13 protein-coding genes are annotated in these 15866 nt (G+C 48.8%); 11 read left to right on the top strand and 2 right to left on the bottom strand.

The window, feature by feature from the left end:
* Nucleotides 1-5 precede the first annotated feature (5 nt).
* From MK185_03945 to MK185_03975, 7 genes are all read left to right on the top strand, one after another.
* Entirely contained in the window at nucleotides 6-1217 is a 1212-nt protein-coding gene (locus tag MK185_03945) for a glycosyltransferase (GenBank protein ID MCH2039767.1), read from the top strand.
* 89 nt (nucleotides 1218-1306) lie between these two features.
* Nucleotides 1307-2581 (top strand): glycosyltransferase, encoded by a 1275-nt coding sequence (locus MK185_03950; protein ID MCH2039768.1) that lies wholly within the window; start codon nucleotides 1307-1309, stop codon nucleotides 2579-2581.
* Between the two features lie 105 nt (nucleotides 2582-2686).
* Nucleotides 2687-3340 carry a sugar transferase gene (locus tag MK185_03955; protein MCH2039769.1) on the top strand — a complete coding sequence of 218 codons (654 nt, stop codon included), beginning with the start codon at nucleotides 2687-2689 and terminating at the stop codon, nucleotides 3338-3340.
* Nucleotides 3341-3381: 41 nt separating this feature from the next.
* Nucleotides 3382-4884 (top strand): O-antigen ligase family protein, encoded by a 1503-nt coding sequence (locus MK185_03960; protein ID MCH2039770.1) that lies wholly within the window; start codon nucleotides 3382-3384, stop codon nucleotides 4882-4884.
* A 62-nt stretch (nucleotides 4885-4946) separates the two neighbouring features.
* Nucleotides 4947-5996: a UDP-glucose 4-epimerase GalE gene (gene galE / locus MK185_03965; protein MCH2039771.1), complete on the top strand. Its 1050-nt coding sequence runs from the start codon at nucleotides 4947-4949 to the stop codon at nucleotides 5994-5996.
* Between the two features lie 101 nt (nucleotides 5997-6097).
* On the top strand, nucleotides 6098-6508 hold the full coding sequence (locus tag MK185_03970; protein ID MCH2039772.1) for a hypothetical protein: 411 nt from the start codon (nucleotides 6098-6100) through the stop codon (nucleotides 6506-6508).
* Nucleotides 6509-6802: 294 nt separating this feature from the next.
* A complete protein-coding gene (locus tag MK185_03975) occupies nucleotides 6803-9208 on the top strand; it encodes an MMPL family transporter (GenBank protein MCH2039773.1) in 2406 nt (801 codons plus the stop codon).
* Between the two features lie 22 nt (nucleotides 9209-9230).
* Here the strand turns inward: MK185_03975 and MK185_03980 are convergent, their stop codons facing one another.
* Together MK185_03980 and MK185_03985 are read right to left on the bottom strand one after the other, a co-directional pair.
* Nucleotides 9231-10094, bottom strand: coding sequence for a serine protein kinase RIO (locus MK185_03980; protein ID MCH2039774.1), 864 nt, complete (start codon nucleotides 10092-10094; stop codon nucleotides 9231-9233).
* A 97-nt stretch (nucleotides 10095-10191) separates the two neighbouring features.
* Nucleotides 10192-11160 carry a glycosyltransferase family 2 protein gene (locus MK185_03985; GenBank protein MCH2039775.1) on the bottom strand — a complete coding sequence of 323 codons (969 nt, stop codon included), beginning with the start codon at nucleotides 11158-11160 and terminating at the stop codon, nucleotides 10192-10194.
* Between the two features lie 141 nt (nucleotides 11161-11301).
* On the opposite strand from MK185_03985, the gene MK185_03990 reads away from it, so the two are divergent.
* The 4 genes from MK185_03990 to MK185_04005 all read left to right on the top strand — a co-directional run bounded on the left by MK185_03990 (nucleotide 11302) and on the right by MK185_04005 (nucleotide 15865).
* On the top strand, nucleotides 11302-12642 hold the full coding sequence (locus tag MK185_03990) for a glycosyltransferase (protein MCH2039776.1): 1341 nt from the start codon (nucleotides 11302-11304) through the stop codon (nucleotides 12640-12642).
* Nucleotides 12632-14137: a lipopolysaccharide biosynthesis protein gene (locus MK185_03995; GenBank protein ID MCH2039777.1), complete on the top strand. Its 1506-nt coding sequence runs from the start codon at nucleotides 12632-12634 to the stop codon at nucleotides 14135-14137. Before MK185_03990 ends, MK185_03995 begins: the two co-directional genes overlap by 11 nt.
* A gap of 251 nt (nucleotides 14138-14388) precedes the next feature.
* Nucleotides 14389-14742, top strand: a complete 354-nt coding sequence (locus MK185_04000; protein ID MCH2039778.1) for an STAS domain-containing protein — start codon at nucleotides 14389-14391, stop codon at nucleotides 14740-14742.
* Nucleotides 14743-14776: 34 nt separating this feature from the next.
* Nucleotides 14777-15865: an OmpA family protein gene (locus MK185_04005; GenBank protein ID MCH2039779.1), complete on the top strand. Its 1089-nt coding sequence runs from the start codon at nucleotides 14777-14779 to the stop codon at nucleotides 15863-15865.
* Nucleotide 15866: the final 1 nt, after the last annotated feature.

Here is a 15866-nt window from a genome sequence, read left to right on the forward strand (position 1 = left end):
ATGCCATGACGAATCACGAAAGCAACAACATTAAAAGCAACATGATTATGAATAAATCCAAACTGACCCTAATCAATCCTGTGGATTCTCCGAAAAGTAAAGTGGTTGTTCATGTGGTTCAGCACTTACGCCCCGGTGGTATTGAATGTCTGGTGTTAGAAATGCTCAAGCACAGTCATGACCAAATTTATGTTGTCAGCCTTGAAGGAAATGCTGCTGAGTCATTGGCCCAATGGCCAAGGTTAAAAGAATACTCTGCGCGACTGTATTTTCTGAATAAATACTCAGGGTGGCGGCCGTCCGTCGTCAAACAACTGAAAGACATCTTCAGTTCACTCCATGCTGAGGTGGTTCATACCCATCATATCGGACCATTAATTTACGCCGGTACCGCTGCTCGCCTTGCTCGGGTTCACCATCGCATTCATACCGAACATGATGCCTGGCATCTACGCAATTTGAAGCGCCGGGTACTGGAGCTTTTAGCGCTGCAGTGGGCCCGTCCACACCTGGTGGCTGATGCCAGTTTAGTTGCAAAAAACGTTCGTAACGCCGGGTTGCGTTACCCGGTAACTGTGATCGAAAACGGTATCGATAGTCAATATTTTAAACCTGGTGATAAATTTCAAGCCATTCAGACTCTTGGTCTGGCGCAGCGTTTATTCGGTCGCAGTGAGAACAAGATAAATAAAACAGATCAACTCCAGATTATCGGCGCTGCTGGTCGGTTAGTGGCAGAGAAAGGCTATCGGATATTGATTGACAGTATTAAAGAACTACCGGAAACGGTTGTTCTACTTATTGCCGGTGAAGGTCCATTACGGCGGGAATTAACGGAACAAATTCAGAGTCATAACCTTGAGCAGCGGGTACTTTTGCTTGGAAATCTCAGTGATATGTTGCCGTTTTACCAGGCGATCGATTTATTTGTTCTGGCTTCCAACAATGAAGGGATGCCGCTGTCTCCGCTGGAGGCCCAGGCATGTAATACGCCGGTCGTGTTAACGGATGTTGGTGCTTGCAGAGAAGCCTGCTGTGAAGAGACCGGCTTATTGGTACCCGCCAGTGATAGCCAGGCAATTGGCTGGGCAATTCGTCGTCAATTGCGGCAGATAGCGGCAAGCAATGAAGCCACCAGCCCAAGAAAGTTTGTTGAAGATCACCGGGATATACGCCAGATGATTGTTGCCTACCAACGACTCGTTGAGCATGAATAGTAATTAAAAGAACGGATAAATAGGGTTTAGCATGTGATGCAGTGGCCCGAAATCGAGTCATTGAAAAAAGCAGTTTGCAGGAGATGGTTATGAATTATGAAAATACCGTCATGGGAATTGAAGTCGCAGCGATGATGCTGATTGTCGTGATTATTTATCATCATTTTGGTTATCCGATTTTACTGAAACTCATATCATCGGTCAGGCGCCGCGGACGTGCGGACTTTTCGTTTCTCAGATCGCGGGATTTTCGTAATTGCGTTGGCGATTCGCGCGTACCATCGGTACACCTTTACATCCCTGTGTATAACGAAGCCGCGGTTATTGAACAGAAGATTGACAGCTTAGGCTGGATCGATTATCCGACTAATAAATTGACCATTACGATCCTGTGTGACGGGTGTAGCGACGATACTGTAGCAATTGCACGCAACGCAGTGGATCATTTCTCGAATAAAGATCTTAATATTCGTATTGCTGAGTTTGACGAGAACCGCGGTAAAGTCGCGATGGTTAACGAGGCTATTAAACAGTGTGAAGCCGATATTCTTGCGTTCTCAGATGCATCGGCCATTCTCTCCGCCGATGCCATCTGGCGTATGGCCCAGCATTTTATCTGTAATCCTAATATTGGTGTGGTCACTGGTAATTACTCGCTGCTGCAGCAAGGCACAGAAGGAGAGGGTGCTTACTGGCAATATCAGAATCGTATTCGTGAGATGGAAAGTGATCTGGGTTCGGTAATGGGCGCTCCGGGAGCTTTTTATGCTGTTCGTACGAATCTCTGTGACCCATTAGAGATGGATACCATTAATGATGACTTTATTCTGCCGATGCGCGTTATTGCCAAAGGTTATCAAAGTCTGTTTGATCCTGAGTTACGCATTCTTGAAACCGAAGGCTCCGATGAGGAGCTGGATGCAAAACGGCGTATTCGCATTTCGCAAGGCAATCTGCAACAAATTTTGCGACTTAAAAGGCTGTTTCTGCCAGACCTGGGGTGGGTCTGCTGGATGTTCGCGTCGGGTAAGCTACTTCGTGTACTTATGCCGTATTGCATGCTCGCTTTGTTGGGTATTTCAGCCTGGTTAACACCGTACCACTGGTTTTGGGGGATGATTTATGTCGGTCAATTGGCCGTGTACCTGGTGGCCTGTCTGCATTTCCTCGACAGCGAGGATTGGATCGTGCGTTCGAAACTACTGAATAACAGACTTGTCAGGTTAGTCAGTTATCTGTGTGTTGGTCATTTTATGGGATTGATTGGTTCGGCCAGCTATTTGCTGCGTAACAGCTATAACGGCGTGAGGCGCTTGTTCGGACTTCGAGTCGACGAGAAGCGTAGTTGGCAGAAAATTCGTTAGCGTAGTGAGGTGCAGATAATGACCATTGCAACGATACAGCTGAAAAGAAGCAGAAATCCGTATAGTCCATCATCGCGCTATACCTCTGAACAGGAGCTGCGGCACATGAAGACTCAGCGTCTGCCGCACCAGTTTGTACCGTCGAACGTTGTTATGTTTAAACGCGGGTTTGATGTCATGGCTGCGCTAGCGGGACTACTCATGGTATTGCCACTGTTCCCTTTTATTGCATTAGCGATCAAGCTTGAGAGCCGCGGCCCTGTGTTCTTCAAACAGCTCCGAATCGGACAGGCTCTGCCATCACGTACAGACGTTTTTATGATGATTAAATTCCGTACCATGGCGGCTGATGCAGAAAAGAAAAGCGGCCCAGTACTGGCCAGCAAAAATGACTGTCGGGTGACTCGTGTTGGTAAATTTCTGAGAAAAACCCGTCTGGATGAATTACCACAGTTCTTGAACGTATTGCGGGGTGAAATGTCATTGATTGGTCCACGCCCTGAACGTCCAAGTTTTTGTAATCGATTGGAAAAGCAGATTCCTTATTTTACGGATCGTACCTACGGGCTTAAGCCAGGCATAACCGGATTGTCACAAATCTATCAGGGATATGACGAAAGCCTGGAGGATGTTAAAAATAAGCTGGGTTACGACTTGTCTTACACGTTGTCGTTGAGTAGCGTCTGGAACTGGTTAAAGGCCGATTTATCAATCGTGTTCGGTACGATCAAAGTGATGATTCTTGGGCGCGGCCAGTAATGGTGGGTTGATTTTGTCATTGCTGACGCTGGGGTGATGTAATGGGAAATCCACTGTACGCAGGACTTGATAACAGCAGAGAACCACAATTCAGCCGAATTTTTGCGATATCTTTACTGTGTGTTGTTATCGGCGGCATTTGGAACTTTATTCCGCATCCCATTATTATCGTTTTAGCAGGCCTGGCGCCAATCGCTATCGTTGGCGTGTTGTATATGCCCTTTGTGGTTTGTCTGGGCTTTATTATTTTCTCGTTCTTTCGCATACATGAAGCATTTATATTTCTGATGCCATTTAAAATTCCTTTGTTGCTGGCACTCGCTTCGCTCGGCGCACTGGGATGGCACCTGGTTATAACCCGAAAAATCCAACCATTCATCACCCCTGAACTGAAGTGGTTTCTGGTGTTTTTTGCACTGGTGACTTTGGGGCTTCTATTTGCGAGTAATCGCGGTATGGCCATCAGTATGTACACCGGCAGTTATTCAAAAATTGCCATTATGGTATTTGCCATCGCCTGGATGGTTCGTGAAGAAAAGCAGTTTGCGATATTGGCAAATATGATTGTCATTGCAGGTATCGCGATTGGTCTGGTGGCATTGAATAATAAGGCCAATGGAATTGGCCTGGTCGAAGGAACGAGGGTGACCATCGCCAGGGATATTCGTTCAGTATTGGGTGACCCGAATGATCTGGCATTAGTACTTTCATTTCCAATCAGTTTTGCGGCCGGTTTAGCATTAACGACAGGCCGATCTATGTTCGTGAGATGTCTCGGTGTGGTTGGTTATTTCGTCATTGCCAGTGCCATTATCGCAACTCAAAGTCGGGGTGGGTTATTAGCCATTCTTGCGGTATCGGGTGTGTTTGGGCTGTATAAAATTAAATCAAAATTGTTGTTGATTGGATTGGGGATGATAGCTTTGGTTGGGTTGTTAGCCATGGCCGGCATATCCGACCGCAGTTCGGGGGGGGCGGGTGAAAGCGGTATTGACGAATCAGCGGCCGGTCGATTGTATGCCTGGCAGGCAGCTTTTGGAATGGCCAATACACATCCACTGACAGGCGTGGGTTTAAATAATTTCACTTCAAATTATTTCTTCTATTCTCCGCATTGGGATGGCATGAACCATGCTGTTCACAGTACATGGTTTGGCGTGCTGGCGGAGACAGGTTACGTCGGGTTAATCGTCTTTATCATTTTAACCGTAAAGCTGGTATCTGGGATGCGCCGTCTGGTGAATAACCTGTTACCGCTGTACCAGCAGGGAAAATGCTCTGCGGTTATTTTTGGCACGGCGCAATCAGTGCTGGCTGGACTGGCGGGGTTTATGGTCTCTGGTACCTTTTTAACCCAGGGGTTTACCTGGCCGTTGTACATTCTGCTTGCCGTTAGCGTAGCGGTGACACAGGTGGGGAATCGGATACTTGGTCAGGTAGAAGAGGCAAACCCGGATGAGAGCGACGCACAGAAAGCACCCGAGCAGAAACAATCGCAGAGTACTGAACTGGTTGCGATAAAACCACGGGGTGAGAATCGATAGCCGGAAGTTGAAGCCGTTGTTTCAGGAAGAACTTGTGAGAAATAACTTTTCAGGAGTTGGACATGATCTTAGTTACTGGTGGAGCCGGGTACATCGGCTCGCATACGTGTGTTGAACTGATCGAATCGGGATACGACGTATTGGTGCTCGATAACCTCAGTAATTCCTGTCGTGAGTCTCTGCATCGGGTCGAGCGATTAACCGACCACAAAGTTACTTTTGTTGAAGGTGACGTTCGTAACGGTGACGTGCTGGATGTATTGTTTGATACTCACGATATTAACGCCGTAATTCATTTTGCCGGTCTTAAAGCTGTTGGCGAGTCTTGTGAGTGCCCGATTTCTTATTATGAAAATAATATTGAATGCACACTGAAGTTAGTGCAATCGATGCAGGACCATAATGTGAAAAATCTGGTATTCAGTTCCTCTGCGACCGTGTATGGCGACCCTCAGAAATTGCCTCTGACGGAGGATATGCCGCTATCGGCAACCAACCCTTATGGTCGTTCTAAGCTGATTATCGAAGAAATGCTGCGAGATTTACCTCGCGCGGATGAGCTGACTCATTCTGATAATCCCTGGTCGGTCGCTCTGCTGCGTTATTTTAATCCGGTGGGGGCTCATAAAAGTGGTCAGATCGGCGAAGATCCGAACGGTATTCCGAATAACCTGATGCCGTTTATCAGCCAAACAGCGATTGGTAAGCGTGAATGTTTGTCGGTATTTGGAAACGATTACAGCACCTGTGATGGCACCGGCGTGCGTGACTATATTCATGTAGTGGATTTGGCCAAAGGCCATGTAAAAGCGGTGCAGCGGTTATTATCTGAGCAAGGTTTGGCGGGCGTACAGGCGTTTAATCTGGGCACCGGCCATGGCATCAGTGTGCTGGAAATGGTAAACGCTTTTAAAGACTGTAATCATGTCGATGTGCCGTATCGGATCAGTGACCGCCGCCCGGGCGATGTGGCAGCCTGTTATGCTGATGTCAGTCGGGCGCAGACGGAGCTTGGCTGGAAGGCGGAGCTGGGGTTGGCTGATATGGTGAAGGACAGCTGGCGCTGGCAGAGCCGTAATCCGGAGGGGTATAGAGCTGGTGAGAAGCAATAAATAGTCGAGAGATTCTGCTTTGGATGGTGACGATTAATGGACTATCATGTTGAGGCCGAGCGTATGCTTTGATGGACAATAATTAACTGTAAGGGACCAGAATGTATCGGATTCATGTCGCATCTGTATTCCTTGTCGTGCTTTTAGCGTCATGTCGCCAGGATGTAAGCCAGGCGGAACTTAAAAAATATTACCCACCGACAATTTATTCAGACACCCAGTATCTTTCTATATCGATACCGGTGGAGATTTCTGAGAAGGGCGGTCGTCCCTCGTTTGTCCACCTTTTTGAAAAATACGGTTTTAGCGGTAATGGTCCGGCAATAGAGCAAGTTGTAAGGGCTAATCTAACTGCTTCAGGGGAATATGATAGCGAAGGTGATGCTTTTTACGTCCGTGCAAAAAAACGCGGTGAGTATGATTATATTTTAACTGAACTTAGATGCATCGAAGATATTGAGTGCCTGAATAAGTGGTTGGACAATGCCAGCACTATTTTATTTAAAGAATAAATATACCTATGTGAGATACCGGCTCGTTAGCTAGATTTGAGATGCTGTGATTGGTAATTACTAAGTTATTGTTAAAATATAGCTTATCTAGCGTAGTCAAGAACTGAGTTCAATCGATGATTAGGGTCTTCAAGATATGGGATACTCAATCCTATGTCGGAAGGTTGCATTGAAATCGAGTTTCCTGAAATTTAGTTTCGGTATGGTGATTGAACAATCGTCCTATATCAACCTTGCCTGCAGGCAGGCAACACTTAAAATATTTGTCATTCTCACCAAAAAAATGATTTCACCATGCTAGAACGTTACATTCGCTGGGTTATCGCCCAGCGCAAATGGCTAACCGTCATTACTTTCCTGGCCGTCGCCATCATCACCTTTGGCGCCTCCAAGCTGACCTTCACCAGCGATTTCCGAACCTACTTCGGCCCGGATAACCCGCAGTTGCTCGCTTTTGAGAATATGGAGCGAACCTTCTCCAAGCAGGAGAACGTGTTTTTCTACCTCAGAGCGAAAGAAGGGGATGTCTTCACTAATCGGGGTCTGGCGCTGATCGAAACCCTGACCAATAAAGGCTGGGAATTACCTTATTCACAGCGCGTAACCTCCCTGCAAAACTATCAGCATACCGATGTGGAAGAAGATGAGCTGATGATTGATTTCCTCTATGAAGAGGCAATGAGTCTTGATAGTGACCAGCTGCAGCGAATTAAAAGCATCACGTTTGATGAACCCACCATGATTCATCGACTGATCTCAGAAGATGGTGCATCCACCGGTGTGACCGTACGTACGGTTCTACCAGAAGAAATGACCCGTGAAGCCTCCGGCGAAGTGGTTAACGCCGCTCGCGCTCTGGCCAATATTCTGCGCCCGGAGTATCCGGATTTCGATATTATGATCGGTGGTTCCCTGGCCTCTAACGTCACCATGGGGGAGGCTATCAAACAGGATATTGAAAACCTGCTGGCTTTGTCTTACCTGATTATGATCATCGCCATGGTGATTTTATTACGCACCTTCTCAGGCATGATTCTCACCCTGATGATTATCAGTTTTTCGGTGCTATCGACCATTGGTTTATTCGGCTGGCTTGGCTTTACCATGACGCCGCCAACCGGTTTTGTACCCACAGCAATTCTGACCATTGCCGTCGCCGATACCATCCATATTCTGATTACCTATTATTATGAGCTGACCCATGGCCGCACGAAAATGGAAGCCATTCAGGAAGCGTTGCGTATTAACTTTTCGCCGGTGTTTATCACCAGTATTACCACCATTATTGGTGTGTTGTGTCTGAATACCAGCGACTCTCCACCGTATCAGGATATGGGCAATATGATTGCCGTTGGGGTATTTTTCGCCTGGATGTACAGTATTACCTTTTTGCCGGCCATGCTTTCGATTATGCCTGCGCCCAAAGGCAAAGCGGTTAATAATGAACCAACTGGCATGATTGCCTTTGCTGATTTTGTCATCAAGCACTACAAGCCGTTGTTTGTCGCCATGCTGATATTAATTGTGGCGGTAGGTGTTCAGGTAAACCGCAACATTATTACCGAGCGTTGGCACGAGTTTTTTGACGAAACCTTTGAGGTGCGTAATACCCTGGAAGCGACCAACGAGTCACTCGGTGGCTTGCACAGGATATTTTTTGTGCTGGACAGCAAAGAAGAGGGTGGTATTAATAACCCGGCTTTCCTGCAGCAGGCGGATGATTTCTCTAAGTGGTTGGCGACTCAGGATAAAGTCACCAGCGTTGATAGCCTGACGGATATCATCAAACGCTTAAATAAAAATCTGCATGAAAATGACCAGGATTGGTATCAGATCCCGGAAAGCCGTGAGCTATCGGCTCAGTATTTATTATTGTACGAACTGTCGCTGCCATTAGGCCTGGGTCTGGACGACACCATTAACAACGCCCGTTCGGCTATCCGTATGTCGGTGGCGTTCTCCAAAGCCGATTCCATTTATATTCTTGAGCTGGAACAAAAGGCATTAGAGTGGCTGGATGCTAATGCACCGGCCATTTATGTAAACGAGGGCACGGGCCTGGATATCGTATTTGCCAATCTGACCTTCCGTAATATCGGCAGTATGATGAGCGGCACTTCGATGGCGCTGGTGCTAATCTCTTTCCTGCTTATTTTCGCCTTATGCTCATTTAAAATCGGCATGATCAGCCTGGTACCGAATATTGTTCCGGCGGTATTGGCGTACGGAATCTGGGGCATGATTAATGGCCAGATTGATACCGCCATTTCTGTGGTGGTGTGCCTGAGTTTGGGTATTGTCGTTGATGATACGGTGCACTTTTTAAGCAAATATCTGCGCGCCCGCCGGGAAAAAGGTTACTCCGCTGAAGAAGCCATTCGTTACGCCTTCAGTACCGTGGGTACCGCATTGATTGTGACGTCGATCGTGTTGATTGGTGGTTTTATGGTGATGCAGTTTTCGCACTTTAATCCAAGCAATCATATGGGCATGTTGCTGGCGATCACCATTCTGGTCGCGCTGCTGGTTGATTTCTTGTTTTTACCACCGTTATTGATGTTCTTAGATCGTAATAAGGAAAACCGCAATAAATCAGGCGGTGATGGAAAGGGTCCCGGAACCTTAAAAGGGCCAGAATTTGAAATAAAGGCTTTTGCAGCAGCGGGCGAAGAGCCTGCGAGAAAGCAGGCTGAGGTGTAAGCAACTCAAGAGTAAAGCGGAGTTATTCGACTTCGTCGGTTTCTGCTTCTTTAATACGTTGCAGCCGTTCCTGCTCTTCAGCAAAGGCGGCTTTAATCTCTTCCAGCACCGAATCAACATCCGCTTCTTCGGTAGGATCTTCGAACAGGCCGGTTAATTCAGTATCCAGTGTTAACTTGCCGTCTTCGAATAAATCCCACATCTCATCGGCGTAACGGCTGTTTTTTAACTCAGGGGCAAACTGGCCGTAATACAGGCTCATATTACGTACGTCGCGATCTAACATGGCTTTGGCGTTATTATTCGCCGCAGCATCGACGGCCTGGGGCAGGTCGATAATCACCGGGCCGTAGTCGTCCACCAGCACGTTAAACTCGGATAAGTCGCCATGCACAATGCCGCTGCATAACATGCGGGCGATATAGTGCATCACAACAAAGTGATCTTCCCGGGCTTGTTCGGCGTCCATCATCACGTCGTTTAACCGTGGCGCAACATCACCTTCGTCATCGCGAATCAGCTCCATCACTAACACACCATCGAAACAGCCATAAGGTTCAGGTACCCGCACTCCGGCGGCCGCCAGTTTGTACAAGGCATCCACTTCGGCGTTTTGCCAGATATCTTCCTGTTGGGAACGTCCGTATTTGGAACCTTTCTCCATCGCCCGGGCACGTCGGGAATTCCTTACTTTACGGCCTTCCTGGTATTGAGCTGCTTTTTTAAAACTGCGCTTGGCGGCGTCTTTATAAACCTTGGCGCAGCGAATCTCGTCGCCGACGCGAACGCTGTAAACCGTGGCTTCTTTGCCACTCATCAGTTGGCTGAGTACTTCGTCGATGATGCCATCGGCAATCAGGGGCTGGAGTCGTTTTGGTGTTTTCATTCAGGCCTTATAGCGCAAATGGCCTCATGAAGAAAGAGCAGAGCGACGAGGATAAGATTCCTCGCCGTCTTATCGCTCGGCAATTCAGCGCTCTTGGCTAGGCAGCTTGCTTCTCTTTTTTGGACTTTAATGCCCAGTAGAGCTGTGCAATCGCTGCTTTCAGGTTACGTGTCGACGGATTCAGAACAAATGCCTTGGACTGGTACCAGAATGCGAGCATGTAGTGGTGTTCCTCTGCGTAATACTCCGCGTATCCTGTGGCCAAGCGTCCGCGTGCCTGCAATACCGCCCAGACGTTCAGTCGTTTCACGTAGCGCTCGTAGCGGTTCATGATGATTTTCATATGGTCGAGACGGCGCAGTCGGTTGCTGGTTTTCGAACCGGGACGTACCAGGTACTCCATCAGCTCCTGATTGCAGTAACCAACCCGACTGATCTTGCAGAAGCGCATCCAGAAATCCCAGTCTTCGGCCGACTTAAGTTTGTGATCAAATCCACCAACGGCTCGTTGCACCTTGGTCTTCACCATAACGCAGGAGGTACCGATGACATTCTCGCTGTAGATTCGCTCTGCGGCGGCTGGCAGGGTATGAAATTCATCGTCGCGGATCGCAATGCGTTTAAAATGCGGCCAGAAACCAAAGCAATCACCGAGGTCGGTGCGTTCTGGCGTGGTGTGATGATAATTGGTGAAGCTCATACCTACCCGTGGGTTGCTGCGATGGAAATCCAGCTGTTTTTGCAGTTTACCCGGACGCCAATAATCGTCAGCGTCCAGAAAGGCAATAAACTCCCCCTGGGCTCGTTTTAATGCGAAGTTTCGTGCCCTTGCTGAACCAACGCCGCTGAGGCGATAAGCGCGCAGTTGGGCAATGGCAGATTGCTGTTCCAGCAACCATTCGAAGGTGCCGTCATCGGAGTTGTCATCGATAACCAATATCTCAATATTCTCAACGCCCTGAATAAGAATGCTCTCGATTGCCTTGGGGAGATACTGCAAACAGTTATGGGTTGGAATAATCACGCTGACACTGAGTGGAAGCTTGTTATCGGATGGGCTGCTCATCATCTTTCTCCGTTGTTGAGATTTCAGGTTGGCATTTGCTTTGCTCAACCCACATCAGATTCTTTTACTTCAGAGCAAAGTGGGTGCCAGATTCTCAGTCGTTAGGCGGGAATCGTTGCCCAACGGCAAAAAGGGAGCGTTATGAAGAAAATTGCCTATCTCGTCCCGGTATTTCCGGTGGCCAGTGAAACCTTTATCACGACCGAAATTAAGGCCTTGCAGCAGCAGGGGCATGAGGTACAGCTGATTTGTCTTGAGCGCTCCCCAGTACCATGTCTGGAGGGGGATGAAGCTATTCTGGCGCAATCACGAGCTGTTTCAGAAGTATCCGCCAGTCAGCTTTTGCTGACCATTCTCTGGCTGATGTACAAAACGGTTTTTTCGACCCTGGTAATGGCGAGAAAACGCAAGGCATGGCTGTCCGGTATTCGGTTTTTATTTGCTCAAACAGGGGTCAGACCGCGATCCTTGTTTCTGCAGGCGTTGAAGATCATTCACCTGGTGCGACAAAGCCGCTGCCAACACATACACGCCCATTTTGCCTGGGCACCAGCAGGCAATGGCATTGTTGCAGCGCGTTTGTCGGGATTGCGCATTTCCTTCACGTGTCACGGCTCTGATGTGTATAAGACGCCCCAGGACTTGCAGATTAAGTTGCAGAATGCAGATTTCGTTGTTGCAGTTTGCAAACGGATGTACAAACAATTTCGACTGCTGGCAAAAGACACCACGATTGTGCATCTGCCTTGTGGCGTCGATACGCGATTATTCTGTGCCAATCGCGCACGGCGGCATCGTAGCGAGGCAGTAAACACTGCAGCAGATCTGCGTTTTCTCTTTCTCGGTCGACTGTCTGAAACGAAGGGCGTCGATTACCTGATCAAAGCAATCGCACAATTACCCAGAGACAAGCGCGTTATCGTTGATATTGCGGGTGACGGCCCCATGGCTGATGAGTTGCAGGCGCTCTCTGAGAATTTTCATCTTGGCTATTGGTTGCGTTTTATTGGTCGGGTGGACCGACACTGGGTAACGGAGAAATTGGGTGGCTATCAGGCCGTTGTATTGCCATTCTGCCAAACTGCGGAGGGCATTATGGATACCGGTCCGCTGACACTGAAAGAAGCCATGGCATGTCGGGTACCCATTGTCACTACCGACATCATGGCAGATGGGGAAATTCTGGATAGTACCAGTGCCTGGGTATGCCGACACAACAGTTCACAAGACCTGGCAAACACCCTCGCTCAGCTGATCGACCAATTGACGGCGGCGAGGTCCGACCGAATTGCGCAATCCTCCGCTGATAAGCGTGCTGCAGGGCTCACTCAACGGCAACCTGCTCTGCAACACCGTATTGAAACGGCGTATCGCAAAGTGAGTCGCGATTTTGATGCGTTGCTGCTCGCCCGGCGATTGGGTCAGTGGTTCGAAGCCGATGCTTCCACGCACAGGGCTGAGGGGCAGCGTCATGGCATCTGAGACCACGGCCAGTTGCCAACCGGTGACTGTTGCCAAAACCGAGCCTTGCGAAAAACCGCCGGTCAGCGGTTTAAGTCAGGCTGTGTATTACGGCATCGGTATTCTGATGATGAAAGGTATCTCACTGCTGATGATGCCTTATGTCACCCGACAGCTCGACCCAGCCACCTATGGGCTGCTCGAAACCCTGCTGATTCTGGCCGACATCGGCACGATTGTGATTGGCTTTGGTCTGGTGGAAGCGCTGTATCGCTACGTGAGTGGTGAAAGCGCCAGTGACGCCAGCGTGGTTGCGGGGTGTCTGACGCTGGCCTGTGCGATCACCTTAACGGCTTTGGTGTTATTAGCGCTGTTTGACCACTGGTTGCTGGAATTCTTGCCTGTGGGTATCGAAATCCATCATATCTGGCTGATTGCCATCCCCACCTTTATTGAAGGATTTATTGCCATCCCGTTGACTCTCATGAGAATGCAGTCGCTGGCAAAGCAATTCTGTTTGTTGAACGTGGCTAAGGCGATTATCCAGGCCGGGATGGTCATTGTCCTGCTTGAACTGGGTTGGGGAATTGACGCCATTTTGGTGGCCGGGGCGGTCGCCAGTACCTTGATGGTCATCGCCTTGCTGCGGTTTCAGTTGTCGTTCTTCCAACACTCCGGCTTTGTCGATTGTTTGCAGCAATGTGATCTGGCACGAATCGGGCGTTATGGCGCTCCGATTGTATTCAGTCGTATTGGTCTGTTTGCCATTACCGGGCTGGATCGCTGGCTGCTGGCCGATAAAGTAGGTGTCGAGCAGCTGGCGATTTATGCAATCGCAGCTAAGTTCGCGTTAATACTCGGCCTGTTAATGCAACCTTTTGGACTTTGGTGGTTCCCTCAGCGTATCCGGCTGTTGCAGCAGCCGGGTGGCACACAGCAATGCGCTGACTATGCGTTGTTGGGTACCAACATGGGGATTTTTCTTGGGGCAGCAATGATGATGGCGTTACCGGCGTTCCTGATCCTTGCCTTGCCGCCCGCTTATCACGGCGCAGCCTCTCTGGTGATGGGATTGGCGTGTGTTGCTACGATTAAAAATGCCGGCGATTTATTAAATCTTGGCTGCTTCAGCGGTGATTCCAGTCAGACGCAAATGTGGATTCAATGGTTTGCTGCGGTTCTTGCTGTTGCGGGTTATCTCTGGTTGATTCCGAAGCAGGGCACCACCGGTGCCGTGATGGTGTTGGCGATTGTCTATATGATCCGGTTGTTGTTGTTTTACGGGTATAGCCAACGCCAGCTTTATCTGCCGTATCAGCATAAAACCTGGTTGATTACTTTTACCGTCAGTACTTGTTTCGTCGTATCGCTTTGGTTGTTGTCACCGTTCATATCCATTGCTGCGCAGTTGGTATCAGGGGTGCTGGCAAGTGCTGCGTTGTTGGCGATCTTGTTTTGGTCTGGCGTATTTCCGAAATCAGTAATATCAAGTCTCGCAAGACGCTTTTCAAAATAGATGACCTTTTTTGCAATTCGCAACGCATTTTAAAAACAGGGTAATCGCCCCTCTGATTCTTTACCTTTAATGTCGATGTTAAAGCACTCTAAGTTATTGAATTTGAATAACTATCTTCTTCTGGCATCACGTTTGCTGCTCATCTGGCAGAGGGCGGTTTACGAGTCCAGAGCAAGAAGCCTGAACTATCTACCCCGAGTACAACGCACAACGACAACGCAGTTCTATGAGTGAGTAACGGAGTAATGGCAATGAGTATTATCAACTATCAGTGCAACCAGGATCAGGTAGTCAGTCTGGATGGTGATTTCGATGTAACCAGCGTCGGTAGCGCTAAGCCGCTGTTCGAGGACCTGGCTGTTAATGGCAGCGATGTGGTTGTCGATTTAAGCGGTGTACGCTTTATTGATTCGTCTGGCATCGGGGCGCTGGTATTCCTGTACAAGCGTCTGGTGGCGCAAAAACGCTCCATGGTGTTGCTGGGGGTGACCGGCCAGCCAAAAGAACTGTTGGAGATACTGAAGATCACTAACACCATTCCGGTGTTCGACACACTCAACAGTTACTTGTCTAAGAAAGCGGACGACCAGAGCACAGTGCATTAATTGCGCTCAGCATCAGCCGCCAGGAGGCCGGAATATGACCACTCCAATCATCCGATTGAATCGCAGATCAGGCGTTCGTAACACACACCGCGTGTTACCGATATCAGCCATCATTGTCATGACAACAATGATATCGGCCTGCACCAGCTGGCCAGATCACGGTCACGGCGGTGATGTTCAGGTGGATACGACGCGCCAGTATTACCTGGATCAAATCGATGATTGGATTGGCATCCCGGCAGAAAGCAAAGGTGCGCTTGAGACTCAGTGGAGTTTGCACAATGTTAAGTTGGATACACTGATTCTCCGTGGTGCGCGCGAATGTATTCCGGCCAGAGTGAGAGAGGTGGTGATGATGTCCAATCGAACCCGTCGCGAACTCGACAGCCACCTGCTGGAGGATGCCCGTAATTCATTAGTCATTATGCATCGCGAAATCGATGAGCTTGAGCGTCGCCTTATTTACATCAAACGTCATACCGATTGCCCGGAAGATCTGGTTCGTGGGAAGTCACAACCTGATGGCAACATGAAAGCACGATATGTCCGGTACCAGCTATTCCAGCTATTGAACAGCGATTACGGCTTCGAAACCGATTCCGATAAGTTATCAATCTTCTACCGCGAGCGGGTTAAAATTGCTGCCCGGTACCTCCGAAAGTACCCGCAATTCACGCTGAGAGTTAACGGCCATACGGATGCCAGGGCCAGTTACGATTACAACCAGGATTTATCGCTGCGGCGTGCAAAGGCGGTTAAAAAAGAGTTGGTGGCTAACGGTATTGATGCTGAAAAAATTGAAATCCGCGCCTTCGGTGAACATCTGCCACGAGATACCAATCTTACCTGGGAAGGGCGGATGAATAATCGTCGGGTTAATGTTGAGATTATCGAGCCGCAGCCGTCACTCGAATATTTTTACCTGCGAATGGATCATCAGTTTGGGCTGGATGATACCCCCTCAGAAGACTCAGCGAAGCGAGTACGAGACTGGCAGCCCTCTATCAGTGAAGCCTATAAGCCGCACACATCAGGCGTTGAGGAAGAAAGTTTAAATCAGGATTTCAGCCACTCCTATTTTGATGAGTTTCAGCGCCGGCAGTCAGCGCTTGAGGGAGAGTAGT

The sequence above is a fragment of the Saccharospirillaceae bacterium genome, assembly GCA_022448365.1.
Taxonomy (GTDB): Bacteria; Pseudomonadota; Gammaproteobacteria; order Pseudomonadales; family Oceanobacteraceae; genus Bacterioplanoides.

What these genes read in the sequence shown, in the direction of transcription:
- MK185_03975 (MCH2039773.1), top strand. Translation starts at nt 6,803, where the DNA reads ATGCTAGAACGTTACATTCGCTGGGTTATCGCCCAGCGCAAATGGCTA.
- MK185_04000 (MCH2039778.1), top strand. Translation starts at nt 14,389, where the DNA reads ATGAGTATTATCAACTATCAGTGCAACCAGGATCAGGTAGTCAGTCTG.
- MK185_04005 (MCH2039779.1), top strand. Translation starts at nt 14,777, where the DNA reads ATGACCACTCCAATCATCCGATTGAATCGCAGATCAGGCGTTCGTAAC.
- MK185_03985 (MCH2039775.1), bottom strand. Translation starts at nt 11,160, where the DNA reads ATGAGCAGCCCATCCGATAACAAGCTTCCACTCAGTGTCAGCGTGATT.
- galE (MCH2039771.1), top strand. Translation starts at nt 4,947, where the DNA reads ATGATCTTAGTTACTGGTGGAGCCGGGTACATCGGCTCGCATACGTGT.
- MK185_03995 (MCH2039777.1), top strand. Translation starts at nt 12,632, where the DNA reads ATGGCATCTGAGACCACGGCCAGTTGCCAACCGGTGACTGTTGCCAAA.
- MK185_03945 (MCH2039767.1), top strand. Translation starts at nt 6, where the DNA reads ATGACGAATCACGAAAGCAACAACATTAAAAGCAACATGATTATGAAT.
- MK185_03990 (MCH2039776.1), top strand. Translation starts at nt 11,302, where the DNA reads ATGAAGAAAATTGCCTATCTCGTCCCGGTATTTCCGGTGGCCAGTGAA.
- MK185_03950 (MCH2039768.1), top strand. Translation starts at nt 1,307, where the DNA reads ATGAATTATGAAAATACCGTCATGGGAATTGAAGTCGCAGCGATGATG.
- MK185_03960 (MCH2039770.1), top strand. Translation starts at nt 3,382, where the DNA reads ATGGGAAATCCACTGTACGCAGGACTTGATAACAGCAGAGAACCACAA.
- MK185_03955 (MCH2039769.1), top strand. Translation starts at nt 2,687, where the DNA reads ATGAAGACTCAGCGTCTGCCGCACCAGTTTGTACCGTCGAACGTTGTT.
- MK185_03980 (MCH2039774.1), bottom strand. Translation starts at nt 10,094, where the DNA reads ATGAAAACACCAAAACGACTCCAGCCCCTGATTGCCGATGGCATCATC.
- MK185_03970 (MCH2039772.1), top strand. Translation starts at nt 6,098, where the DNA reads ATGTATCGGATTCATGTCGCATCTGTATTCCTTGTCGTGCTTTTAGCG.